This window comes from Lysobacter capsici (assembly GCF_018732085.1).
GTDB lineage: Bacteria > Pseudomonadota > Gammaproteobacteria > Xanthomonadales > Xanthomonadaceae > Lysobacter > Lysobacter capsici_A.
Map to the genome: position 1 here is coordinate 1182812 of NZ_CP076103.1, position 23960 is coordinate 1206771.

Below are 23960 nucleotides of genomic sequence, written 5' to 3' on the forward strand. Positions count from 1 at the left end.
TCAGTCCAGCGCGGTGAAGCCGTGGCGGCGGAAGATCGCGCTCGCGGCCGGCGACTTGAGCCACTTCACGAATGCGGCCGCGTTGGGCTGCTTGCTCGCGTTCAGGCGCGCGATCGGATAGACGATCGGCGGATGAGTGTCGGCCGAGAAGGTCGCGAGCACGCGCACGTTCGGTTCGGCCTTGGCGTCGCTGCCGTAGACCACGCCGAGCGGGGCTTCGCCGCGCGCGACCAGCATCAGCGCGGCGCGCACGTTCTCGGCTTCGGCGACCTTGGGCTGCAGCTGATCCCACACGCCCAGCGAGGTGAAGGCCGCGCGCGCGTACTTGCCGGCGGGCACGCTCGCGGTCAGCGCCAATGCGATGCGGCCGTCGCCGAGCAGCGGCAGCAGTTTCACTCCGGGCTTGAGGGTGACCGCTTTGGCTTTGCTCGTCTTCGGCGCGATCAACACCAGGGTGTTGCCGAGCAGGTTGCGGCGGCTGGCGTCGTCGATCAGCTTGCGTTCGTGCAGGTAGTCCATCCAGTCCAGGTCGGCGGAGACGAACACGTCGGCCGGCGCGCCCTGTTCGATCTGGCGGGCGAGCGCGGAGCTGGCGGCGTACGACACCCGCACCGGTTGCGCGGTGGCTTTCTGGTAGGCCGCGGCGGCTTCGTCGAAGGATTCCTTGAGGCTGGCGGCGGCGAACACGGTGATCGGTTCGGCGGCGGCCGGCGTTTGTGCGCCGGCGAAGCCCGCGGCGAGCAGGCAGGTCACGCAGCACAGGGTTTGCAGCCAGCGGCGACGCATCGGGTTCATGACGGGCCTGTTCGGTTGGGGGTGCAGGAAGAGTACCGCCAGCAGGTGAGGGTGGGATGCGCGCCGGTCAGCGTGCGTCGATCACGCGGATCGATTCGACCTGGCGCACCCAGCGCGCCGGCCGCGCTTCGCCCGGCGCGATCAGCCGCCACGGGCCGTCGTCGGCCGGCAGTGGCTTGCCGTCGCAGCGCCGGGTCAGCACGACCTGGCGATTGCCCAGGCCGGGATCGAGTTCGCCGAGCGAGAACGCCGCGCGGTAGCCGTCGCGGGCCTGCACCACGACCACACGCGCGAGTTGCGGGCCGCGCAGCGGTTCGGCCGGGATCGCGCCGCTGGCGCGCAGCAGTTCGTGCAGGGCGACGCCTTCGCAGCTGAGTTTTTTGCCGTGCGCCTCGCCCTGCGCGGTGACCTGCGGCAGGCGCGCGATCAACGCGTCGTCGAGCTTGACCTCGACCGGCGCGATCGGCGCGGAGGCCTTGGGCGCTTCGTGCCGATGCGGCGCGGCGGCTTTGTCGTCGGCCCGGGCGAGGCCGAGCGAGGCGAGCGGGATCAACACGGCCAGCGAAACCTGCAGACGGATCATGGGGCGCTCCTGGATGAAGCCGGGTTTGGCGAACGGGCGAATCGCAGCGATGGACCGGGTCGGCGAGTTGCCGGCATCGGCCCGCGCGAGCGGCGCCGCGAGCGCGCCACGCGAGCGTGGTTCAGAACTGATTGAGCGGCAATTTCAGATAGCGTACGCCGTTGCTCTCGGGCTCGGGCAGCGCGCCGCCGCGCAGATTGACCTGCAACGCCGGCAGGATCAGCGCCGGCACCGCCAAGGTCGCGTCGCGCGCTTCGCGCAGGGCGACGAACTCGGCTTCGCCGGTGTCGGCGCGGACGTGGATGTTGCTGCGTTTCTGCTCGCCGATCGTGGTTTCGCAGGCGACCTCGCGGTCGCCGGCGCCGTAGTCGTGGCAGACGAATACGCGGGTGGTGTCGGGCAATCGGTAAAGGCGCTGGATCGACTGGTACAGCATCGCCGCGTCGCCGCCGGGGAAGTCGCAGCGCGCGGTGCCGCTGTCGGGCAGGAACAGGGAGTCGCCGGTGAACAGCGCATCGCCGATCAGGTACGCGAGGCTGTCCTGGGTGTGGCCGGGCACCGGGATCGCCTGCGCCGGCAGTTCGCCCACGGCGAAGGCATCGTCGTCGTCGAACAGGCGGTCGAAAGCGGACGCTTCGGTTTCGGCCAGGCCGAACACCGGCGCGAAGAAGCGCCGCACCTCGCCGATGCGGCGGCCGATCGCCAGCTGCGGCGCGTGGCCGCCGTCGGCTTGCAGACGCTGGCGCAGGACGTGCGCGGCGCTGAGGTGATCGGCGTGGGCGTGGGTTTCCAGCAGCCAGTCGATCCGCCATCCGCGGCTGCGCGCTTCGCTCAGCAGGCGTTGCGCGCTGTCGGTCGCGGTGCGGCCGGCGCGCGGGTCGAAGTCGAGCACCGGGTCGACGATCGCCGCCGCGCCGCTGGCCGGATCGGCCACGAGGTAGGACCAGGTGCCGGTATCGGCGTGGTGGAACGGCACGACCTGCGGCGACATGCGGATCTCCTGGGCGAACGACGGGCGCGGCGGGCAAGCGTACGCAGTAGCAACGCGGTGCGGGCGGGGCAGGGGACGCGCGGCCCCACGGCGCGGCTCAGCGCGGCTTGGCGAACGCCGCGTTCAATACTTCGGCCAGGTGCTCGCCGCCCATGCGCAACTGGGTTTCGGCGACCGGGCGCCAGGTGGCGACGTAGTCGGCCGGCAATTTGTGCGCGGGCTTGCCCGACGGCGTGAGCGGATAGAACCCCGGCTGCAGCACCAGCTTGCACGCGCTTTCGGCCCAGCCCGGCGAATCCGGCGGCAGGCCGGCGCCGCCGACCCGCGGCACGTCGATCGTGCGCAGGCGCTCGAGGTAGGCGTCGTCCTTGAGCTTGTTCATCGACAGCATGGTGCTGTCCCACAGCGAATGCAGGTTGCTGCCGTAGCCGTCCGGGCGCGCGGGCTGGCCGGGGATCGACAGCTGGAAATCGTTGCCGCCCTTGTCGTGGCCGAAACCGGCGTGCAGCGGTTGGTGCACGTCGCCGACGAAATGGACCACGAACTTCAGCGCCTGCACGCGCTCGGCCTGCGGCTTGGTGCGGTCGGCCAGGATCGCGGCCTGGGCGCGGATCGCTTCGACCACGCAGTTGCCGCCCGGGCAGTGGCGGGCGGCGTCGTAGTGGCAGTCGTCCTCGGCGATGTTGACGTAATGCCACTTGCCGCTGCGCCGGCCGAGGTCGGGGTCGTTGGCGCGCAGGTCGTCGGCCCAGTTGGCGATGGCGGGCAGCGGATCGTCGCTCGAGGCGGCATCGGGTTCGCCGGCCAGCAGTTGCTGGATCTGGCTGCGCACGTCGGGGCGCAGGTCGTCCCAGGCCAGGGCGGCGACCAGGCGATGGCCCTGCGGGCCCCAGGCGAGGGCGTTGAGCGGCAGCAGGAGCAGCAGCGCGGCGAGCCGGCGCAGGTGGCGGCGGTGGCGGGCGGCGGGACGGGAGGCGTCAGCGGGCATGTTTTTCATGGACGCCACTTTACCGGAGCCGCCGCGGCGGCCGCTGTCCGAACGTGGCGGTGCGAGCAACGGCGAACCCGCCATCGCCTCCCCCTTTTCAAACCCGCCGTGCTTTGCTTTTCCCCCCTTTGAAAAAGGGGGGCAGGGGGGGATTTGCTTTTGCTCTTTCGTCGCAAGCAACAGCAACAGCAAATGCCCCGCGATCGCTGCGCGATCCCTGCCCCCTTTTTTTAAAGGGGGCAACTGCTGGAGCGACGGTAGGTGGCGTGGATTCGCAAGGCTACGTGATCGAGCCCATCAACCCGCCACCCAACCCACTCAGAACTTCATCACGTAAGCCAACCCGAACACGGTCGGATCGATATTCGCCTTGCCGATCTTCTCGCCGTTGAGCTCGACATCGCTCTGGATGTCGATCCAGCGCGCGTCCACGCGGATCGCGCTGCGCTCGGTGAGGATGAAGTCGACACCGAAATGCGCGGCGACGCCGACCGAATCCTTGAGCTTGAGGTCGTTGCCGCGCAGCGGGCCAGTGGTCTTCTCGCTGAAGAAGGTCGTGTAGTTGACGCCCAGGCCAACGAACGGCGAGACCGTGCCGCGGCTGTTCCAGTGGTACTGCAGCGAGAACACCGGCGGCAGGTGCTTGGCGGTGGCGACCTTGCCCAGGCCCTTGATCTCGATGTCGTGCTTGAACGGCGTCGCCGCCAGCACTTCGATGCCGAGGTTCTCGCGGATGAAGTATTCGAAGGTGATGGTCGGCTGGACGTTGTCGCCGATTTCCAGTTCCGCGGTGCCGCCGAGCAGGCTGCCGTTGTCGGACTTGGGCGTGACCTGGTGGGCGCCGATGCCGAGGGTGTAGGTGCCGGCCTGCTGGGCCAGGGCCGGTTGGGCCGCGCAGGCGAGGGCCGCGGCGACGGCGGCGCCGATCAGTCGATGATTCATTCCTTGAGTCCCCTAAGTCGTCGATTAGTGCCGGAATTGTAATCTTGCTGAACAGGCCTTGGCCCGTTTGGCACTCTAAATATGCATTAGAACGGCAAACTTTGATTGTCGTCGCAGTCTGGCGCGCGCTCACCCAAGCTCTCCGGAGCCAACCGCCGGACTGCGACGCCGGCCACGCCTTGCTAGAATGGCGGTTTCCCCACTTCGAACCGCACGCGCGGCCGCAGGAGTTAGCTCAATGACGATCAAGGTAGGCATCAACGGCTTCGGCCGCATCGGACGCAACGTCCTGCGCGCTGCCGTGCAGAACTTCGGCAGCGAGATCGAGATCGTCGCCATCAACGACCTGCTCGAGCCGGACTACCTGGCCTACATGCTGCAGTACGACTCGGTCCACGGCCGCTTCAAGGGCGAGGTCAAGGTCGAAGGCAACACCCTGATCGTCAACGGCAAGCCGATCCGCCTGACCCAGGAACGCGATCCGGCCAACCTGAAGTGGGATGAGGTGGGCGCGGAAGTGGTGATCGAGTCGACCGGCCTGTTCCTCGACAAGGCCACCGCGCAGAAGCACCTCGACGCGGGCGCCAAGAAGGTCGTGCTGTCGGCGCCGTCGAAGGACGACACCCCGATGTTCGTGTTCGGCGTCAACGACAAGACCTACCAGGGCGAGGCGATCGTCTCCAACGCCTCATGCACCACCAACTGCCTGGCGCCGCTGGCCAAGGTCATCAACGACAAGTGGGGCATCAAGCGCGGCCTGATGACCACCGTGCACGCCGCCACCGCGACCCAGAAGACCGTCGACGGCCCGAGCAACAAGGACTGGCGCGGCGGCCGCGGCATCCTGGAGAACATCATTCCGTCCAGCACCGGCGCGGCCAAGGCCGTCGGCGTGGTGATCCCGGAGCTCAACAAGAAGCTCACCGGCATGTCGTTCCGCGTGCCGACCTCGGACGTGTCGGTGGTCGACCTGACCGTCGAGCTCAACAGCGAAGCCACCTACGCCGAGATCTGCGCGGAAATGAAGGCGCAGAGCGAAGGCGCGCTCAAGGGCGTGCTGGGCTACACCGAGGACAAGGTCGTGGCGACCGACTTCCGCGGCGACGCGCGCACCTCGATCTTCGACGCCGAAGCCGGCATCGCGCTCGACGGCACCTTCGTCAAGCTGGTGAGCTGGTACGACAACGAGTGGGGCTATTCGAACAAGTGCCTGGAAATGGTCAAGGTCGTCGCGGGCAAGTAAGCCGCTGCGATTGCGTCGCCGGTGACGGCGGCGGTCGACGAAAAGCCCCGCGATCGCGGGGCTTTTTGTTTGCGGTGGCGACGTTTTCGCCGATGTCGACTGTCGCAAACGCTGAGCCGATCGACAGAGCTCTGGAGTGGCGCGTAACGGCGTCGAGCACGCGAATTAGCCCCCTTTGGAAAAGGGGGCTGCGCGCTGCGAAGCTTCGACGGGTATGCGTAATGACTCGCGCGGGGGATTCGCTTTTTGCTTGAAGCGCGACGCGACCTGAGGGCAAGAGCAAATCCCCCCTGGCCCCCCTTTTTCAAAGGGGGGGATCGTCTAGAGGAATCGCAGCGATGCAGTTGCTTGGCGTAGCGCTCGCTTAACCACGTCGGCGTGTAACCGCATCCCGTTTCGCCCCTGCGTGGGTATGGTGCCGCGTTGCCTCACGCCACCGCAGTTACCGACTCGCGCAAGCCCTGCGCCGCCTGCACCATCGCCTGCAGCGCCGCGCGCACTTCCGGCCAGCCGCGGGTCTTCAAGCCGCAGTCCGGATTGACCCACAGCTGCGCCGGATCGAGCACCTCCAGCGCCTTGTCGAGCAACTCGCGCATCTCGGTTTCACTGGGCACGCGCGGGGAGTGGATGTCGTACACGCCCGGGCCGATGCCGTTGGGATAGCGATAACGCGCGAACGCGTCGAGCAGTTCCATGCGCGAACGCGAGGTCTCGATCGAGATCACGTCGGCGTCCAGCGCCGCGACCGCTTCGATGATGTCGTTGAACTCGGCGTAGCACATGTGGGTGTGGATCTGGGTCGCATCGCCGACGCCGCTGGCGGCGAGGCGGAACGATTCGCCGGCCCAGGCCAGGTACGCCGGCCAATCGGCGCGGCGCAGCGGCAGGCCTTCGCGCAGCGCCGGTTCGTCGATCTGGATCACCGCGATCCCGGCCGCTTCCAGGTCCAGCACTTCCTCGCGCAAGGCCAGGGCGATCTGCCGGCAACTGTCGGCGCGCGGCTGGTCGTCGCGCACGAACGACCACTGCAGGATCGTCACCGGGCCGGTCAGCATGCCCTTGACCGGACGCGCGGTGAGCGATTGCGCGTAGCGCGTCCACTCCACGGTCATCGCGCGCGGCCGTGCCACGTCGCCGAACAGCACCGGCGGCTTGACGCAGCGCGAGCCGTAGCTCTGCACCCAGCCGTGCGCGGTGAAGGCGAAGCCGTCGAGTTGCTCGCCGAAGTATTCGACCATGTCGTTGCGTTCGAATTCGCCATGCACCAGCACGTCGATGCCGAGCGTTTCCTGCTCGCGCAGGCACTGCGCGGTTTCGTTTTCGAGAAACGCCTGATACGCCGCATCGTCGAGCTTGCCGGCCTTGTGCTCGGCGCGCGCGCGCCGCACCTGCGCGGTCTGCGGGAACGAGCCGATGGTGGTGGTCGGGAACAGTGGCAGGTTCAGACGTTCTTGTTGCAGCTGCGCGCGTTTTGCATACGGCGACACGCGTTGGGCCATCGCCGGTTCAATCGCAGCCAGCCGCTTGCGCACCTGCGCGTTGCGCAGCAGTGGCGAAGCCAGGCGCGCGGCGCGCGCGCTGGCGGCGGAGGCGAGATCGCGCGCGGCTTCGGCGTCGCCGCTCAGCACGCCGGCGAGCAGATGCAGTTCTTCGATCTTCTGCCTGGCGTAGGCCATCCAGTGACGCAGCGGCGTGGGCAGTTTGCGTTCCAGTTCGATATCGGTCGGCACGTGCAGCAGCGAGCACGACGGCGCCAGCCATTGCGCCCGGTCGCCGGCGCGACGGGCCAGGCTCAGCGCGGCGTCGAGATCGGCGCGCCAGATGTTGCGGCCGTCGACCACGCCCAGGCTCAGCGCGCGCTGTTCCGGCAGCAGCGGCAGCAGGCTTTCGAGCTGCTGCGGCGCGCGCACCAGATCGACATGCAGTCCTTCCACCGGCAATTGCGCGGCGAGCGCGGCGTTGTCGCCGAGCGCGCCGAAATACGTGGTCAGCAGGCGCTGCGGCGCATCGACTTCGGCCAGCGCGGCGTAGGCGCGACGGAACGCGGCGCGGTCGATGTCGTCGAGGTCGAGGGTCAGGGTCGGTTCGTCCAACTGCACCCATTGCGCGCCGGCCGCCTTGAGCTTGGCCAGCAGTTCGGCGTAGGCCGGCAGCAGGGCGTCGAGCAACTCGCGCGGGTCGCCGCCGTCGTTGCGCTTGCCGAGCTTGAGGAACGACACCGGGCCGAGCAGCACCGGCCGCGCGTCGAGCCCCAGCGCCCGCGCCTGGGCCAGTTCGGCCAGCGGCTTGTCGCCGCGCAGGGCGAAGCGCTGGCCGGGTTCGAACTGCGGCACCAGATAGTGGTAGTTGGTGTCGAACCACTTGGTCATTTCCAGCGCGCGCAGATCGCGGCGGCCGTCCTGCACGCCGCGGGCGAGGGCGAAATAGCCGCCCAGCGGGTCTTCTTCGAACGCCGCGCGGTGCGAGGCCGGGATGGCGTCGAACAACACCGCGTTGTCGAGCACGTGGTCGTAGAGCGAGAAATCGTTGCACGGCACGACGTCGGCGCCGGCGTCGTGGGCGAGGCGCCAATGGCGTTCGCGCAGCGAGGCGGCGGTGTCGTGCAGCGACTGGGCCGGCGTGTCGCCTTTCCAGAACGATTCCAGGGCCAGCTTGAGCTCGCGCCGCGCGCCGATGCGCGGGAAGCCGAGGTGGGTAACGCTGATCATGATGAGTACCTGCGATGCGTGGGCATGACGCAGGGCAACGAAGGAAACCACGGCCACGCCGGCCCGGCGCGATCAGCGCCCGGCTTCGCCGCGAACCTTGGCTTCGACCTTCGCCCCCGCGGGCGAACCGGCACCCGTCGCGCCGCGTGCAGGCACGAGGCGGGCGGATACCGGAGTCGGACGGAAGGCGAGCCTTCCGGTCGCGGCAGGTCTTCGGGCTCGGGACTTGGAGCGAGAAGCAGAGTGCAGAACAGCGAGAAACGAGTAGAAGCCGCAGCCGTTGTTCGTTTCTTACTGTTCTGAACTCTACCCTCGCCCTTGCCTACTAGGGTCGCTTCCCAGGCGTACCGCCCAGTGCCAAGACCGGTTCGTTTCCCATACCGCTGCGGGGCAGCTCCGGATTCGCACCGGATTCCCTCTGGCCGTCCGCGGCGGTGGCCTTGGACGGCGTGTCCCATCGCTCTATCTTTATGAAGCGATGTTCACCGTAACGGCGCCAAGGTACGCAGCGGCGCCGGTGAAGTCAATCGGCGCGGGGCGAGGCTGCGACGCCGAGCGACGAAGCGGCCAGGCGTCCGTGGGAGGGAGCTTCAGCCCCGACGCTTTTCGTTCCGATCGCCGCGAACTGGGCGAAAGACCCGAGGGCTGAAGATGCCTCCCGCCGTGCCGACACCCGCCCTCGCCACCCGCGCGGTTTGCGCTTTATGGCCCCTGCGCGGCGGCGCGGGACAGCGCCGGTTTTCTGCGGCTGGCGTTCATGCGCCGCCCACGATGATGATGCTCGCCTGTCGCTTCGTTCCGCATGCACGCCGCCGTTGAGCTTGTGCGTGGCTGCGGCTACCGTTTGCACAGGCGCATGATGCGCGGCGCGGGCCAGGACGGTCCCGCGCGATTCCGACTTCGGTGGATAAACCATGTTTTTCGAACGGACCCCGCTGCTGGCAGGCTTGCTCGCCCCGTTGCTGTGCGCGCTGCTGTTGACCGCCTGCGGTCGCGAGCCGCAGGCCGCGGCGAGCGCCGAGCCGGTGACGATGGGCAGCCAGAACGAAACGCCCAAGGTCGCGCCGGCGCCGCCGAGCGAGGACGAGATCCTGCGCGGCACCTACTGGCCGCCGGCCAAGCTCGACGGCGGCGTCGCCCGGATCAGCTGCGAATACGACTACCCCAGTTTCGGCGAAGGCGAGCGTTTGACCTCGCTGGATTTCTTCAGCCTGGTCGACGCGCTGTCGCCGTGCCAGGCGCGCGGCGTGGTGCGGCTGCGCTATCAGGGCAAGATCGGCGCGGGCTTCACCGCGCTGGTGCAGCGGGTCGCGGCGATGGCCACGCGCATGGAGATCCAGACCCGCATTCTCGACATCGATTCCAGCGGCGGCCACGTCGAGGAAGCGATCCGCGCCGGCGATTCGATCGCCGAATCGGGCTGGGCGATTTGGGTGCGCGACGGTTCGGTCTGCCACAGCGCCTGCGTGCTGGTGCTGGCGGCCGGCGACACCCGCTCGGTCGAAGGCAAGGTCGGCATCCATCGGTTGATGCGCGACCGCTCCACCGCGACCTCGCGCGCCGAACTCAGCCGCGAGCTGCGTTCGATCAACCAGCAAGTGCGCGACTACCTCGAGCGCAACGGCGTGGCCACCAGCGTGTCGGACCTGATGATGACCGTGGCCAATCGCGACCTGCGCATCCTCACCCCGGACGAACTCAAGCTGTTCGGCCTGGACGGCACCAACGCCGCGCAGGACGATCTCGACCGCATTCGCCTGACCCGCAAGTGCGGCGACGATTTCGTCCGCCGCCGCGAAGCGTTCCGCCGCGCCTTCGACGCGCAATGCATGGCCACCGGCAAGAATTTCGAATCCATGCCCGAATGCGCCAAGGCGCTGCAGGGCGAGTACGGTTTCCCCGACAAGACCTGCCCGTCCGACAGCCCGGCCGATCTGTATGCGCGCGATCTGCCCGACCTGTTGCCGTTCGAGGAAGAGGCGGTCAGCAACGAGGCCAAGGCCGCGGGCGATGGCGCGAAGGGCGCCGACAAGGGCGCGGCGAAGAAGTCGGCTACCAGGCAGGTTGAGTAAGCAGTCGGATTGAGCGGCGGCGTCGCTGGATGCGGCTCGTGCCGTCGAGCCGCCTTCGCCTTCGCATGAAATGCTGAAAACCGCGGTCTGCGCCGTCGCCCGGCATCGTTGCCGCCACTGCGTGCGTGGGCGCAAACGCGATTCGCACTTGCGATCGCGTCTCGTGGCCCGGAAAATCGCCGCCTGTACCAGCCAGAGCACGCCTGTCGGGCTCGAGCCAATCGCCCTCGCAGGAGTTTTCCCGATGTCCGCCTTCCTTTACCGGCCGGCGCCGGCGCGTCTCGCGCTGGCCCTGCTGTCGTTGTGCTCGCTGTCCGTGTCGCCGTCGCTGGCGTTCGCCGCCGAATCCTCCGCCGAACCCGCGGCCGAAGCGCAGGCCGAATCGCAGGTCCACCAACTCGACCACATCCAGGTGCGCGGCGTGGGCGGGCCCAAGTTCGGCGCAGAGCGCACCCGCAGCGCGACCAAGACCGACACCGCGCTGATCGAAGTCCCGCAGGCGATCACCGTGCTGCCGCGCGCGCTGATCGACGCCCAGGGCGGCCGCTCGCTCAACGAAATGCTCGCGCTGGTGCCCGGCGTCGGCCTCAACAACGGCGACGGCCAGCGCGACCAGGTCGCGATCCGCGGCTTCAGCGCGCTCGCCGACCAATACCTCGACGGCGTGCGCGACGACGCCATGTACTACCGCGATCTGGCCAACGTCGAGCGGATCGAAGTGCTCAAGGGCACCGCGGCGATGCTGTTCGGCCGCGGCTCCTCGGGCGGCCTGATCAATCGCGTCAGCAAGCAGCCGCTCGATACCGCGCAAGGCAAGCTGCGCCTGTACGCCGACAGCGAAGGCGGCCGCCGCGGCGAGTTCGACCTGACCGGCCCGCTCGGTCCGGGCGCGGGCCGCGTGGTCGGCGCGCTCGAGGATTCCGATACCTTCCGCGACCAGGGTTTCATCGAACGCTGGCTGATCGCGCCGTCGTACCGGTTCGAACTCGGCGGCGGGCAATTGCTGCTGCAGGCCAGCGCGCAGCGCGACGAACGCGTCACCGACTTCGGCATGCCGAGCCTGTTCGGCCGGCCGGTCGACAGGCCGATCGATACCTACTACGGCTCCAGCGATGCGCGCCACGACGATTACAGCCGCGCCCGCGTCAATATCTTCAATGCGACTTACAGCAAAGCGTTGAGCGAACAACTCGACCTGCGCGTGACCTTGCGCGGTACCGACTACGAGTTGGATCGCCGCAACACCTTGATCAGCGGCAATCCGTTCCTGCGCAACGGTCGTTGGCTGTCGGCGCGCCGTCACGCCGGCAATAGCCGCGACCAGCAGGCGTGGTTCGCGCAGACCGATCTGGTCTACGAGGGCGGGCGGCATCGTGTGCTGATCGGCAGCGAGCTCAGTTACGAGCGTAAAGACCAGGCCAGCTACGGCGGCGTGGCCACCCCGATCGACCTGCTGAATCCGGTGCTCGACCGGCCGCAATTCAATCCGCGTCCCGAAGCCGCCGCGCGCAGCCGCCTGCGCAACGCCGCCTTGTACGTGCAGGACCAGATCAGCCTGAGCACGCAGTGGAAGGCCGTGGTCGGCGCGCGTTACGACGATTACCGCCAACAAACCCGCGATGCGCTCAATTCCGCCGCGCCCGCGCTGGACCGCAGCGATCGCGAATGGAGCCCGCGCCTGGGCCTGATCTGGATGCCGAGCGCGCAGCAATCGCTGTACGCGAGTTGGGGCGAATCGTTCCAGCCCTCGGCCGAGAGCCTGCCGCTGAGCACGGTCAATGTCGATCTGAGCCCGGAAACCACGTCGAACCGCGAGATCGGCTACAAGTTCGCGCGCGCCGACGGTCTGCTGAGTTTCGACGTGGCGGTGTTCGAAACGCAGCGCGAACACATCAAGACCACCGATCCGGTCGACCCGCGCCGGCAGATCGGCGTGGGCACCCAGCGCACGCGCGGCGCCGAGGTCGGGCTGGCCGCGTCCTTGCTCGATCAGCGCCTGGACTTGTATGCCGGCTACGCTTATCTCGATGGCGAGATCACCAAGTCCAACAACGTCGCCAGCGGCGTCGCGTTTCAGGGCCGCACCTCGCCGCTGACGCCGCGCCACAGCGCGTCGGTGTATGCGGAGTACGCATTGGGCCGCGGTTTCAGCGTCGGCGGCCTGGTCCAGCACGTCGCCATGCAGTACGCCGCGCCGACCAATCTGAGCGCGCTGCCCGCGTTCACCCGATTCGATTTCAACCTGCGTTACCAGACCGGGCCGTGGGATTGGCGCCTGCGTCTGGAGAATGCGTTCGACAAGCGCTACTTCGCTTCGGCGCATGGCTCTGTCGACGGTTTCAACGCGCCGGGCGCGCCGCGCACGCTCAGTCTGACCATGGACTATCGCTTCTGATTCGGGGCGAGGCGGGCGCGGTCATGGCCGCGCCCGCTTCGAAACGGCGACGTCTTACCAGCCGCGTCGAATCCGCGCGCCGCCGTACATGGCCTGCTGGATGCCGGGCAGGGCGAGGAAGTCGTGCGGAAACCCCAGCGCGATCGCGCTGGCTTCGTGCAAGCGCCGCCGCTGCGCATCGTCGAATTCGACATCGAGCGCACCGAGATTCTCGTGCAACTGCGCGAGGGTGCGCGCGCCGATCACCGGCGCGATCTGGTAAGGCTGTTGCAGCAACCACGCCAGCGCGACTTGCGAGGGCGGCCGCGCGAGTTCGGCCGCGATCGCCTTGACCGTGCCGGCGATGTCCAGCGCGCGCTCGGTCAAGGCGCCGTTGCCGATCGCGACCGCGCGGCGGCCCTGCGCGGTGGCCGGATCGAGATCGGCGCGCGAATATTTTCCGCTGAGCACGCCCGAGGCCAACGGCGACCAGGCGCTGACGCCCATGCCCAGTTCGCGCGCCAGGTGCCGCGAGTCTAGGCAGCGCGTTCACCTCGAGATATCCGCAGCTTGTGCCGGCGCGCGTTGCGGCTAAGCTCGCCGCGAATGCATTTATGGAATCCGCGCATGTCCGCCAATGGCTCCAACGGTTACAGCGTCGACCTGTCCAGGACCGCGGTGTGGAAACTGATCGCGGTCATCCTGGTCGCGACCGCCGCGGTCGTCGCGCTCGCCTTGTGGTTGCCGACGACGGCGGGCGAACAGGACGCGGCGCCGCAGCCGAGTCTGTTGTGGCGCGCCGGGAGTTTCGCCCTGATCGGCCTCGCGTGCTGGCTCGGCTACCGCCTGACCGCCGGCCCGCGAGCGCGTGCGTGGCGCATTGCGGTCGCGGTGCTGGCGGTGGCGCTGGTGTTGGTGGTGTGGCGCACGCTCGGTCTGGGCGTCGCGCAATACAACGCGCATTGGGGGCAGGCCTACAGCGTGGTCGGCGAGACCAGCAAGTTGCAGCAACGCCAGCGTCGTGGCCGCAGCGGCGCGGTGACGACTACCCTGAGCTTCGCTTTCATACCCGACACCGACGGGCTGGTGCCGCCGTTACGGATCGAAACGCATCAGGCGCTCGGTCCGGTGTTGTACGAACATCCGCGTCTGCGCGTGGACGTGCGCCGCAGTTGGGCCGGCATTTCGTTCAGCGCGCTGCGGCCGTGCGCGTCGACGGGCAGCGACTGCGGCACGCCGCCGCCCGAGCGGTGAATCCTCAGCGCGCCAGCGGCGGCACCGGCGTGGGCTTGCCGTCGATGCCGAGCGCGATCATGGTGAAACGGCCGCGCGTGGCGAGTTGGGAGTCGCCGGTCAGCAGGTCTTCCTTGTGCATCTCGACTTCGACCTGCATCGAAGTACGGCCGGTTTCGACCACCCGCGCGACCAGTTCGACCAGCGCGCCCTTGGGCACCGCGGTGTGGAAATCGATCTGCTCCGAACGCGCGGTGACCACGACGGTGCGCGCGTAGCGCGTGGCGGCGATGAAGGCGGCCTTGTCCATCCACGCCAGCGCCTGACCGCCGAACAGCGTGCCCAGATGGTTGGTGTGATCGGGGAACACGATCTCGGTCATGCGGGCTTCGGTCATGGGGGCTCAGGCTCAGGCGAGTGATTTTCAAACGGACGAGTTCCCTCTCCCGCTTGCGGGAGAGGGCTAGGGTGAGGGGCTTTTGATTTCTACTCGAAACGTCGGCATTCGCGCCCTCACCCCAACCCCTCTCTCGCAAGCGGGAGAGGGGCTCGGAGCGGCGGGGCTGGCCGCGAAAACTCAAAACGCTTCGTCGAACGCCACTTCGCCCTGCACGCCGACCTGATACGCCGAAACCCGGCGCTCGAAGAAGTTGGTCACTTCCTGCACGTCCTGCAGGTCCATGAACGCGAACGGGTTGGTCGAACCGAAATGCTTCGGCATGCCGAGCTGGGCCATGCGCTGGTCGGCGCAGTATTCCAGGTACTGGCGCATGTCCTTCAACGACAGGCCGACCACGCCGCCGGACAGCACGTCCTGGGCGAACTGGTATTCGCAATCGACCGCGTCCTCGAACATCTTCACCACCTGCGCGCGCAGGTCGGCGTCGAACAGGTCGGGCTCTTCCTCGCGCGCGGTGCGGATGACTTCGAACGCGAACGCCATGTGGCAGCTTTCGTCGCGGAACACCCAGTTGGTGCCCGAGGCCAGGCCGTTGAGCAGGCCGCGCGAACGCAGGTAGTACACGTAGGCGAACGCGGCGAAGAAGAACAGGCCCTCGATGCAGCCGGCGAAGCAGATCAGGTTGAGCAGGAACTGGCGGCGCTGCTCGCGCGTCTCGATGCGCTGCAGGCCCTGGATCGAATCCATCCAGCGAAAGCAGAACTCGGCCTTGGCCCGGATCGAGGCGATGTTCTCGACCGCGTCGAAGGCCTTGGCGCGCTCGTTCGGGTCGGGCAGGTAGGTGTCGAGCAGGGTCAGGTAGAACTGCACGTGCAGCGCTTCCTCGTACAACTGCCGCGACAGGTACATGCGCGCTTCGGGCGCGTTGATGTGCTGGTACAGGTTCAGCACCAGATTGTTCGACACGATGCTGTCGCCGGTGGCGAAGAACGCGACCAGGCGCTCGACCAGATGCCGCTCGGCCGGGCCGAACTTGTGCTTGAGATCGTTGACGTCCTGCGAGAAATCCACTTCCTCGACGGTCCAGGTGTTGCGGATCGCGTCGCGGTACATCTCGTAGAAATGCGGGTAGCGCATCGGCCGCAGGGTGAGATCGAAACCCGGATCGAGCAGGAGGCGGTTTGAATCGGTGGACATGGTGGTTCCTTGGATATTGCGTCCTTCTCCCGCTGGCGGGAGAAGGTGCCCGAAGGGCGGATGAGGGCGCGAGAAGGTCGGTGACGACGCAAGCCTGGCGCTGCGCGAAGCCCTCACCCCGGCCCTCTCCCGCACGCGGGAGAGGGAGCAAAGCGGAGGCGGCTTACTGGCAGGCTTCGCAGGACTCGGGATTTTCCAGCGAGCAGGCGATCGCCTCGCTGGTGGTGAATTCCACCGGCACCAGCTCGGGCTTCGGCGTCGCCGCGACCGGCGCGCTGACCGTGGTCTTGGCGATCTTCGTGGCCGGACGCGAACGCAGGTAATACGTCGTCTTCAGGCCCTTCTTCCACGCGTACATGTACATCGAGCTGAGCTGGCCGATGTTCGGGCTCTCGATGAACAGGTTGAGCGACTGGCTCTGATCGATATACGCGCCGCGTTCGGCGGCCATGTCGATCAGCGAGCGCATCGGCAGTTCCCACGCGGTGCGGTAGACCTGACGCAGTGCATCGGGCACTTCGGTCACCGACTGGATCGAGCCTTCGGCCATCTTGATCCGGTCGCGCATCTCGGCGGTCCACATGCCGAGCTTCTTGAGTTCCTCGACCAGGTACTTGTTGACCACCAGGAAGTCGCCCGACAGCGTTTCGCGCTTGAACAGGTTCGATACCTGCGGCTCGATGCACTCATAGCAACCAGCGATGGACGCGATGGTCGCGGTCGGCGCGATCGCGATCAGCAGCGAGTTGCGCAGGCCGTGTTCGGCGATGCGCTTGCGCAGTTCGTCCCAACGCTCGGGCTGCGACGGGGTCACGCCCCAGGCCTCGAACTGCAGCTCGCCGACGCTGGCGCGGGTGTCGTCGAACGACGGGTGCTTGCCGTGCTCCATCGCCAGTTCGTTCGACGCCGACAGCGCGTGGAAATAGATCGCCTCGGCGATTTCCTGGGCGAGCTTGCGCGCAGGCTCCGAATCGAACGGCAGGCGCAGCTTGAAGAACACGTCCTGCAGGCCCATCGAACCCAGGCCGACCGGACGCCACTTCAGATTGGCGCGGCGCGCGGTTTCGATCGGGTAGAAGTTCAGATCGATCACGCGGTCGAGCTGGCGCACGGCCAGGCGCACGGTCTCGGCGAGCTTGTCGAAATCGAATGCGCCCTTGCCGTCCTCAAACATCTCGACGTGATGCGAGAGGTTGATCGAACCCAGGTTGCACACCGCGGTTTCGTCCTGCGAGGTGACTTCCAGGATCTCGGTGCACAGGTTCGACAGATGGATGACGTTGCCGTCGCGCAGGGTCTGGTTGGACGCGCGGTTGGACTTGTCCTTGAAGTTCATCCAGCCGTTGCCGGTCTGCGCCAGGGTGCGCATCATCCGGCCGTAGATGTCGCGCGCCTTCACCTTTTTGGCGGTCAGGCCGGCGGCTTCGGCGGCGTGGTAGGCGCGGTCGAAGGCTTCGCCCCACAGGTCGGTCAGCTGCGGCACCTTGGACGGGTCGAACAGCGACCAGTCGGCGTCGGCCTCGACCCGGCGCATGAATTCGTCGGGAATCCAGTTGGCCAGGTTGAGGTTGTGGGTGCGGCGCGCTTCGTCGCCGGTGTTGTCGCGCAGCTCGAGGAATTCTTCGACGTCGGCGTGCCACGGCTCCAGGTACACGCAGGCCGCGCCCTTGCGCTTGCCGCCCTGGTTGACCGCCGCGACCGAGGCGTCGAGCGTCTTCAGCCACGGCACGATGCCGTTGCTCAGGCCGTTGGTGGAACGGATCAGCGAGCCGCGCGAACGGATGCGCGTGTAGCTCAAGCCGATGCCGCCGCTGAACTTGCTCAGCTTGGCCACGTCCATGTAGCGCTTGTAGATGCTTTCCAGCGAATCGTCGGGCGAGTCGAGCAGAAAGCAGCTCGACAGCTGCTCGTGGGTGGTGCCGGCGTTGAACAAGGTCGGCGACGACGGGATGTAATCGAGCTGGGCCATGCGGCGGTACAGCGCGAGCGCGTCGCTGACGTCTTCGCTCAGCGCGCAGGCGATGCGCAGGAAGAACTGCTGCGGGGTTTCGATGACGGTGCGCGCGGTCGGATGGCGCAGCAGGTAGCGGTCGTACAGCGTGCGCAGGCCGAAGTAATCGAACTTGGCGTCGAGGCTGCGGTCGATCGCGTCGTTGAGCTTGCGCGCGTTGGCCTGGACGAAGGTCACCAGGCGCTCGTTGATCAGGCCCAGCTCATGGCCGCGCTGGATCGACTGCGAGAACGCATGGATCTCGATGCCGGCGACTTCCTTCTCGATCACGCCGGCGAGCAGGCGCGCGGCGAGGCGGCCGTATTCGGGTTCTTCCGCGGTCAGCAGGGCGGCGGTGCGGATCGACAGTTCGTCGAGTTCCTGGGTGGTCGCGCCGTCGTACAGGCCGGAGATGGTGCGGGTCGCCACGCGCATCGGGTCGATCGAATACAGGTTCTCGCCGCTGCGGGTCACCGCGCGCACGATCTTGTTGAGGTCGACCGGTTCGCGACGACCGTTGCGCTTGGTCACGCTCATGGTCAGGTTGGCGGCGGGCGGGGTCAGGGCGAAACCGGGCGCGGCGTCGTGCGCATCGCGGGCAACGGGTTTGGCGGGGGCGGCGGGGGCGTCCGCGACGGGGGCGGCGGACGGGTCGGTTGCGAGCGTGGTCATGAGCGTTACTCCGGGGCGTGGATGCACGGTGCGGAGACGCCGACGCGCCACCGACGACGAACCGCGCGCGCGGCGTCACTGATGGCACGGCCGTGCCCCCGCGGGCGGGAATCTCGGAGCTTGCTGGCTGGGTGTCGCGCGGCCCGAGACGCGAGGTCCGGGACGGCCCGCTCCGCGCATCGCGCCGGAACGGGCGGGCGCGACGGTCGACCGTCGTGCCGCGACACCGGCCGTCTTCCTCCGAAGACTCCTTAGGGCCGGGACCGCGCGGTGTGCGACGCGCGGCTGTCGGCAGGTCTTCGGGCTCGGGACCCGGAGCGAGAAACGGGCAAAGAGAAGTGAGCGACGAGGGGTGACCCGTATCTCACTTTTCTTTGCCCGTGTCCCGTTCCTCCTACCAGGATCGCTTCCCAGGCATACCGCCCAGTGCCATGACCCGTTCGTTTCCCATACCGCTGCGGGGCAGCGCCGGCTTCGAAGCGCGCGTGAGCGCGATCCCTACCGGCTTCCCTTTTCAGCCGACCTCGCGATCGGCACCGACGGGCACAACATAGTGTGGTTACGCGATTTCGTCAACGCGATATGTGGTAAATGAATCGTGTATATAAGGAGTGAAGGCAATGCTTCCCTACGCCTCACATCGGTGTAACCTGCCCGCCATAAGGACTGGGGAACTGTGATGGAAGCACTGATTGTCTTGCTGGGACTGGGTTTGCTGCTGGTCCCGGTTCTGCTCATCGTCGCGCTGGTCCAGGTGTCCGGACTGAAATCGCGGGTGAGCGAACTCGAACGCCGCCTCACCCAGGCCGCGCCCGCCCCGTCGGCCCGTCCTGCACAGGTCGCGCGCAACGCCGACGACGAGACCCTGGCCGAGCGCATGGCGCGCGAAGCGCCGCCGCCGTCGCGACCGCAGGCGGCCGTCCCTGATGCCGCCGCCGCGCCGCCCGCGCACGTGTCGCCCGTGCCGCCGCCCACTGCCACCACCGCGGCTTCGCCGCCGCCGTTGCCGCCCACACCTCCGGCCGCCGCGCCGCCGCCGCGCCCGATGCCGCCACGCCGGCCGGCCGCGCCGGTCGAGCCCGACGTGTTCACCCTCGGCGTGCGCTGGGTGCGGCGCTGGTTCACCGAGGGCAACGTGCCGGTCAAGGTCGGCATGCTGGTGTTGCTGGCCGGCGTGGCCGCGTTGCTCAAGTACGCCAGCGACCAGGGCTGGATGCGGGTGCCGATGGAGTTCCGTCAGGCCGGCATCGCGATCGCGGCGATGGCCGGGCTGGTGTTCGGCTGGCGCCAGCGCGAACGCAAGCGCATTTTCGGCCTGAGCCTGCAGGGCGGCGCGATCGGCGTGCTGCTGCTGGTGGTGTTCGCCGCGTTCAAGCTGTACGGCATGATCCCGGCCGGCGCGGCGTTCGCGATCAGCGTGGTGCTGGTCGCCGGCGCCGGGGTGCTGGCGGTGAAGCAGAACGCGCTGGCCCTGGCGGTGTTCGCGATACTCGCCGGTTTCCTCGCGCCGATCTGGCTGTCGACCGGCTCGGGCAACCACGTCGCCTTGTTCGGCTACTACGCCGTGCTCAACGCCGGCATCTTCGCGATCGCCTGGTGGCGCGCGTGGCGCATCCTCAATCTGCTCGGCTTCGTGTTCACCTGGGGCATCGGCAGTTTGTGGGGCGTGCTCAAGTACCGGCCGGAGCATTTTTCGACCACCGAGCCGTTCCTGCTGCTGTTCTTCGCGTTCTACCTGCTGATCCCGGTGCTGTACGCGCGCCGCCGCGCGGCCGGACGCCGCGATCTGATCGACGGCTGCCTGGTGTTCGGCACGCCGCTGATCGCGTTTACCTTGCAGGCCGGGTTGCTCGAAGGCGACCGCATGCCGCTGGCGTTCTGCGCGCTCGGCCTGGGCGCGATCTACGCCGCGCTGGCGTGGTGGCTGCGCCGCGATCAGCGCTTCGTCGCGCTGGCGACGCCGTACGCGCTGCTGGCGGTGGGTTTCGCCACCCTGGCCGTGCCGCTCGCGCTCGCCGCCGAAGCCACCGCCTGCGTGTTCGCACTGGAAGGCGCGGCGCTGATCTGGCTGGGCTTGCGCCAGCAACGCTGGTTGCCGCAGATGACCGGCATGGGCTTGCAGGTGGCCGCGGCGCTCGCCTTCATCATCGGCGCCAGCGATTCGGTCTGGGACGGCGACACGCCGCTGCTCAACGCCAACTTCGCCGGCGCGCTGCTGATCGCGCTGGCCGGTTTCGCCAGCGCCTGGAGCTACCGGCGCAGCGCCGACCGCACGCCGGCCGCGCTGTTCTACCTGTGGGGCATGGCCTGGTGGCTGGCGGCGACGGGCAGCGAGATCGCCGACTTCGTCGCCGACCGCAACAGCGCCGATGCGGTGCTGATGCTGGTCGCGTTCACCGGCTGGATCGCTTCGGAAGTATTCCGTCGCCACGACTGGCGCGCGCTGTCGGCGACCAGCACCCTGGCGATGCTCAGCGGCCTGCCGCTGGTGTTCATCCAGATCGATCAGCACCAGCAACCGTTCGCGGCATTGGGCTGGCTGGCCTGGGCGCTGTACGCGGCGTTCGGCGGGCGTAGCCTGCTCAACCTGCGCGAGCGCGCCGGCAGCGAACTCGCGGTCGCGCATCTGGGCTGGTTGTGGTCGTGGGCTTTGGTGCTCGGTCTGAGCCTGTTCCGCTTGTTGCGGATGTCGGTGGACGACGGCGTGGCCAATTTCGGTTCGGGCTGGACCGCATCGGCGTTGCTGCTGCCGATCTTGATCATGGCCGCGCTGACCTTGTGGCGGCCGAACCTGATCGCGCAGCCGCTGGCCGCGCGGTTCGGCCAATGGCGCTCGGTGGCGATGGCGTTGTTCGTCGCCGCGCTGGTGGCGGTGATCGCGCTGGCCTTGACGACTCCGGCCAACCCGCATCCGTTGATGTGGCTGCCGTTGCTCAATCCGTTGAGCCTGATGCAGCTGGCGACGCTGGTGGTGGTCGGCGCGTGGCTGGCCTCGCCGATGATCGACCCGACGGTGCGCGCGCGCCGCGTGCCGGTGCTGGCGGTGGCCGGCTTCGTGCTGATCACCGTCGAGGTGCTGCGCAGCGCGCACTTCTGGGGCCAGGTGCCGTGGGACGCGTCGATGTTCTCGACCAGCCTGGTGCAGACCAGCCTGACCGTGGTCTGGAGCGTGCTCGGCGTGGCCGGCTGGATCGCCGGTTCGCGCCGCGGCCAGCGCGTCCTGTGGCTGGCCGGCGCGGTGCTGATGGCGGTGGTGTTGGTCAAGCTGGTGTGGATCGACCGCGGTCACCTGGGCAATCTGCTCGGCATCGCCTCGTTCATCGCCTACGGCTTGCTGTGCATGTTGGTCGGTTACTTCGCGCCGGCGCCGCCGAGCAAGCCCGACGATTCCGCCGCTCGCCCGGATGGCGAGGACGATTCACGAGAGGTCCAAGCATGAAGCGCAGTGTCCGCAACGGTGTGTTGATCGCCGCCGCCGTGCCGCTGCTGGCGCTGGCCGGCGCGCGCGAGGACTACGCCCGGCAGTGGCCGTTGAACCTGGGCCGCGACGATGCCGGCGCGTACCGCGTGGTGCTCGACGACAGCGTGTATCGGCAGGCCGACAGCGCGCAGTTGCGCGACATCGACGTGCTCGACGGCAGCGGCGTGCCGGTGCCGGCGGCGGTGTTCACGCCCGAGCAGCCGTTGGCGCGCGCGCCGCAGCGCGTGCAACTGCCGTGGTTCGCGCTGCCGGCCTCGCCGTCGGGTTCGAGCACGCAAGGCTGGGAACTGGTCAGCGAGATCGAAACCGACGGCCGCCTGCGCCGGGTGGAGGCGCGCAGCACCGGCAGCGACACCAGCAAGTTGCCGCAGACCTCGTTGTTGCTCGACGCCAGCAAGCTGCGTTCGCCGATCCTCGCGCTGGAACTGGAATGGACGCCCGGCGCCACGCTGGACGCGGCGTACACGGTCGAAGGCAGCGACAACCTCGATCAATGGCGCACCTTCGCCAGCAGCGGCCGCCTGGTCGATCTGCAACGCGGCGGCCAACGTCTGGTGCAGCGGCGGATCGTGTTCGACGCCATGGGCGAACAGGCGCGTTACCTGCGGCTGACCCCGCAGGACCCGAAATCGGCCGCGCAGATCAGCGCGGTCACCGCCGAACTGGCGAGCACCGCGGCCAGCGCGCCGCTGCAATGGCGCGAGTTGAAAGGCAAGCGAGTCGAGCAGCGCGACGGCAGCGTTGCGTTCGAGTATCAGCTCGACGGCCGCTTCCCGATCCAGCAGGCCGACGTGGCCTTGCCCGGCAACCACGCGCTGGAATGGCGCCTGGACAGCCGCGACGACGCCGAGCAGGGCTGGCGCCCGCAGGCCGGGCCGTGGATGGCGTACCAGGTCGCCGGGCAGGGCAGCGGTGATCGTTCCGCCGCGCGTCAACTGGGCGACACCACCCGCGACCGTCTGTGGCGCTTGCGCGCGAACGGCGCGGTGCCGGGCGAACCGGTGTTGCGCCTGGGCTATCGGCCCGAAGTGGTGGTGTTCCTGGCCCAGGGCGCGCCGCCGTATGCGCTGGTGGCGGGCAGTGGGCGCGCGGCGCGTGCGGAGTCGCCGTTGGCGCATTTGATCGAGGCCTTGCGCAAGAGCCGCGGCCAGGATTGGCAACCGTCCGACGCTCGTCTCGGCACGAGCGCGGCGCTCGCCGGCGATGCGGCCTTGGCGGCGCCGGAGCCCAAGCGCGATTGGCGGTCGTGGGTGCTGTGGGCGGTGCTGGTGGTCGGTGCGTTGTTGGTGGCGGGGTTTGCGTTCAGTGTGTTGCGCACGAGCAAGCCGCCGACGGCTTGATGTGTTGGTGGCGTGGATACGCTTGAGATGAAGAAAACGGCGCATGCGGATGCGCCGTTTTCTTTTGACGGCGAGGAATCCTGCTCGGGCGTTGTTGCGGCCGGTTGCGTCTTCTTGCCCGGTGAGAAACCGCCAAACCGCCAAACCGCGAAGTCTTTTGTGGGAGGGGCTTCAGCCCCGACGCTTTCGTTTCCGATCGCCTCGAGCCTCAGCACCATCGCCTTCAGCGCAAAGTAGCCGCCAATCCCCCCGACCTTGGCGCATGATCCGCCGCCTCCCTGTAGGAGCGGCGCGAGCCGCGACCGCGCGATCGCGACAACTTCGTAACCTGCGCCGTAGCCGTATTCCCGCGGTCGCGACTCGCGTCGCTCCTACAGGTGGCCCATGCGGCTTACGCCTGAAGTCAGATTTCATTGCCAGCGCTGCGAAGCCTGTAACTCGCGAGACCAAAAGCACACCCGGAGGGCGGCGCACATGGATGTGCGCCGTGCGCCACCGAGACAGGATGTCTCGTGTGGCGCATGCCTGCGTATGCACCGCACTTGCGGGCTCTTGATTCAAAGAAAAGCGTTTTTCTTTGGTTACCTTTCTTTTGTCGCTTTTGACAAAAGAAAGTAACTCGGCCGCTTGCGGACGAAAGCTGTAGATCTTGCCTCTGGCTTCAAAAGCTCTACAGCTTCAAAGCTTTGAAGCCTTTGAAACCTTTGAAACCTTTGAAGCCTTTGAAGCCTTTGAAGCTTCCAGCAGAGTCAAAAGCTTCCGCCACTAAAGCGGCGGGTAACTTTCTTTTGTCCAGAGCCACAAAAGTCCGTCTGGATTCCCTTCGGTCAAAAGTCACCAAAGAAAAAGGCGTTCCTGTTTCGAATCAAGAGCCCGCTAGTGCGGTGCATACGCGGGGGCGGTCCACACAGGACATCCATGTCCTGGGTGGACCACGACGCGCATCCATGC

The 23960-nt window shown here is 67.8% G+C and carries 17 protein-coding genes and 2 riboswitches; of the genes, 6 read left to right on the forward strand and 11 right to left on the reverse strand.

The genetic code is table 11. From position 1 onward, the window contains the following. From modA to KME82_RS04815, 5 genes are all read right to left on the reverse strand, one after another. Window positions 1-786 (reverse strand): molybdate ABC transporter substrate-binding protein, encoded by a 786-nt coding sequence (gene modA / locus KME82_RS04795; RefSeq protein WP_215498972.1) that lies wholly within the window; start codon window positions 784-786, stop codon window positions 1-3. A gap of 76 nt (window positions 787-862) precedes the next feature. Next, window positions 863-1378, reverse strand: a complete 516-nt coding sequence (locus KME82_RS04800) for a molybdopterin-dependent oxidoreductase (RefSeq protein WP_215497507.1) — start codon at window positions 1376-1378, stop codon at window positions 863-865. Window positions 1379-1499: 121 nt separating this feature from the next. Next, the gene (locus tag KME82_RS04805; protein WP_215497508.1) at window positions 1500-2369 is read right to left on the reverse strand and encodes an MBL fold metallo-hydrolase; all 870 of its coding nucleotides are present in this window, start codon (window positions 2367-2369) and stop codon (window positions 1500-1502) included. Window positions 2370-2466: 97 nt separating this feature from the next. Then, complete coding sequence (locus KME82_RS04810; protein WP_430538794.1) at window positions 2467-3357, reverse strand: S1/P1 nuclease; 891 nt, start codon at window positions 3355-3357, stop codon at window positions 2467-2469. Window positions 3358-3675: 318 nt separating this feature from the next. Further along, window positions 3676-4299, reverse strand: coding sequence for an OmpW/AlkL family protein (locus tag KME82_RS04815; protein ID WP_215497510.1), 624 nt, complete (start codon window positions 4297-4299; stop codon window positions 3676-3678). Window positions 4300-4537: 238 nt separating this feature from the next. Here KME82_RS04815 and gap point away from each other — a divergent pair, with 238 nt between their 5' ends. Then, window positions 4538-5542, forward strand: a complete 1005-nt coding sequence (gene gap, locus KME82_RS04820; RefSeq protein ID WP_215497511.1) for a type I glyceraldehyde-3-phosphate dehydrogenase — start codon at window positions 4538-4540, stop codon at window positions 5540-5542. 428 nt (window positions 5543-5970) lie between these two features. Here the strand turns inward: gap and metE are convergent, their stop codons facing one another. After that, window positions 5971-8250, reverse strand: coding sequence for a 5-methyltetrahydropteroyltriglutamate--homocysteine S-methyltransferase (metE, locus tag KME82_RS04825; protein ID WP_215497512.1), 2280 nt, complete (start codon window positions 8248-8250; stop codon window positions 5971-5973). 187 nt (window positions 8251-8437) lie between these two features. Next, a riboswitch (cobalamin riboswitch) is annotated at window positions 8438-8708 on the reverse strand. A gap of 477 nt (window positions 8709-9185) precedes the next feature. On the opposite strand from metE, the gene KME82_RS04830 reads away from it, so the two are divergent. Further along, window positions 9186-10322: a hypothetical protein gene (locus KME82_RS04830; RefSeq protein ID WP_430538828.1), complete on the forward strand. Its 1137-nt coding sequence runs from the start codon at window positions 9186-9188 to the stop codon at window positions 10320-10322. Between the two features lie 244 nt (window positions 10323-10566). Beyond that, window positions 10567-12717: a TonB-dependent receptor gene (locus KME82_RS04835; protein ID WP_215497514.1), complete on the forward strand. Its 2151-nt coding sequence runs from the start codon at window positions 10567-10569 to the stop codon at window positions 12715-12717. Between the two features lie 54 nt (window positions 12718-12771). On the opposite strand, the gene KME82_RS04840 is transcribed toward KME82_RS04835, so the two are convergent. Beyond that, window positions 12772-13221 (reverse strand): aldo/keto reductase, encoded by a 450-nt coding sequence (locus tag KME82_RS04840; RefSeq protein WP_345777988.1) that lies wholly within the window; start codon window positions 13219-13221, stop codon window positions 12772-12774. 102 nt (window positions 13222-13323) lie between these two features. Here KME82_RS04840 and KME82_RS04845 point away from each other — a divergent pair, with 102 nt between their 5' ends. After that, on the forward strand, window positions 13324-13950 hold the full coding sequence (locus KME82_RS04845; protein WP_215497516.1) for a hypothetical protein: 627 nt from the start codon (window positions 13324-13326) through the stop codon (window positions 13948-13950). Window positions 13951-13954: 4 nt separating this feature from the next. Here KME82_RS04845 and KME82_RS04850 read toward each other — a convergent pair whose 3' ends face one another. From KME82_RS04850 to KME82_RS04860, 3 genes are all read right to left on the reverse strand, one after another. Continuing rightward, window positions 13955-14326, reverse strand: coding sequence for an acyl-CoA thioesterase (locus KME82_RS04850; RefSeq protein ID WP_056107351.1), 372 nt, complete (start codon window positions 14324-14326; stop codon window positions 13955-13957). A gap of 180 nt (window positions 14327-14506) precedes the next feature. Further along, window positions 14507-15526 (reverse strand): ribonucleotide-diphosphate reductase subunit beta, encoded by a 1020-nt coding sequence (locus tag KME82_RS04855; protein ID WP_215497517.1) that lies wholly within the window; start codon window positions 15524-15526, stop codon window positions 14507-14509. Window positions 15527-15689: 163 nt separating this feature from the next. After that, on the reverse strand, window positions 15690-18053 hold the full coding sequence (locus KME82_RS04860; RefSeq protein ID WP_252255759.1) for a ribonucleoside-diphosphate reductase subunit alpha: 2364 nt from the start codon (window positions 18051-18053) through the stop codon (window positions 15690-15692). A 408-nt stretch (window positions 18054-18461) separates the two neighbouring features. Then, window positions 18462-18744: riboswitch (cobalamin riboswitch) on the reverse strand. A 123-nt stretch (window positions 18745-18867) separates the two neighbouring features. Between KME82_RS04860 and KME82_RS04865 the strand changes: the two genes are divergently transcribed. Next, complete coding sequence (locus tag KME82_RS04865; protein ID WP_215497519.1) at window positions 18868-21627, forward strand: DUF2339 domain-containing protein; 2760 nt, start codon at window positions 18868-18870, stop codon at window positions 21625-21627. Continuing rightward, complete coding sequence (locus KME82_RS04870) at window positions 21624-23009, forward strand: DUF3999 domain-containing protein (RefSeq protein WP_215497520.1); 1386 nt, start codon at window positions 21624-21626, stop codon at window positions 23007-23009. The genes KME82_RS04865 and KME82_RS04870 overlap by 4 nt, the downstream gene beginning before the upstream one ends. A 670-nt stretch (window positions 23010-23679) precedes the next feature. Here the strand turns inward: KME82_RS04870 and KME82_RS26800 are convergent. Continuing rightward, window positions 23680-23811, reverse strand: coding sequence for a hypothetical protein (locus KME82_RS26800; protein ID WP_286673205.1), 132 nt, complete (start codon window positions 23809-23811; stop codon window positions 23680-23682). Between the last annotated feature and the right edge of the window lie 149 nt (window positions 23812-23960).

Bases quoted from the DNA above. Each gene is read 5' to 3' on its own strand.
- modA (WP_215498972.1), bottom strand. From the start codon at position 786: ATGCGTCGCCGCTGGCTGCAAACCCTGTGCTGCGTGACCTGCCTGCTC.
- KME82_RS04800 (WP_215497507.1), bottom strand. From the start codon at position 1,378: ATGATCCGTCTGCAGGTTTCGCTGGCCGTGTTGATCCCGCTCGCCTCG.
- KME82_RS04805 (WP_215497508.1), bottom strand. From the start codon at position 2,369: ATGTCGCCGCAGGTCGTGCCGTTCCACCACGCCGATACCGGCACCTGG.
- KME82_RS04810 (WP_430538794.1), bottom strand. From the start codon at position 3,357: ATGCCCGCTGACGCCTCCCGTCCCGCCGCCCGCCACCGCCGCCACCTG.
- KME82_RS04815 (WP_215497510.1), bottom strand. From the start codon at position 4,299: ATGAATCATCGACTGATCGGCGCCGCCGTCGCCGCGGCCCTCGCCTGC.
- gap (WP_215497511.1), top strand. From the start codon at position 4,538: ATGACGATCAAGGTAGGCATCAACGGCTTCGGCCGCATCGGACGCAAC.
- metE (WP_215497512.1), bottom strand. From the start codon at position 8,250: ATGATCAGCGTTACCCACCTCGGCTTCCCGCGCATCGGCGCGCGGCGC.
- KME82_RS04835 (WP_215497514.1), top strand. From the start codon at position 10,567: ATGTCCGCCTTCCTTTACCGGCCGGCGCCGGCGCGTCTCGCGCTGGCC.
- KME82_RS04845 (WP_215497516.1), top strand. From the start codon at position 13,324: ATGTCCGCCAATGGCTCCAACGGTTACAGCGTCGACCTGTCCAGGACC.
- KME82_RS04850 (WP_056107351.1), bottom strand. From the start codon at position 14,326: ATGACCGAAGCCCGCATGACCGAGATCGTGTTCCCCGATCACACCAAC.
- KME82_RS04855 (WP_215497517.1), bottom strand. From the start codon at position 15,526: ATGTCCACCGATTCAAACCGCCTCCTGCTCGATCCGGGTTTCGATCTC.
- KME82_RS04860 (WP_252255759.1), bottom strand. From the start codon at position 18,053: ATGAGCGTGACCAAGCGCAACGGTCGTCGCGAACCGGTCGACCTCAAC.
- KME82_RS04865 (WP_215497519.1), top strand. From the start codon at position 18,868: ATGGAAGCACTGATTGTCTTGCTGGGACTGGGTTTGCTGCTGGTCCCG.
- KME82_RS04870 (WP_215497520.1), top strand. From the start codon at position 21,624: ATGAAGCGCAGTGTCCGCAACGGTGTGTTGATCGCCGCCGCCGTGCCG.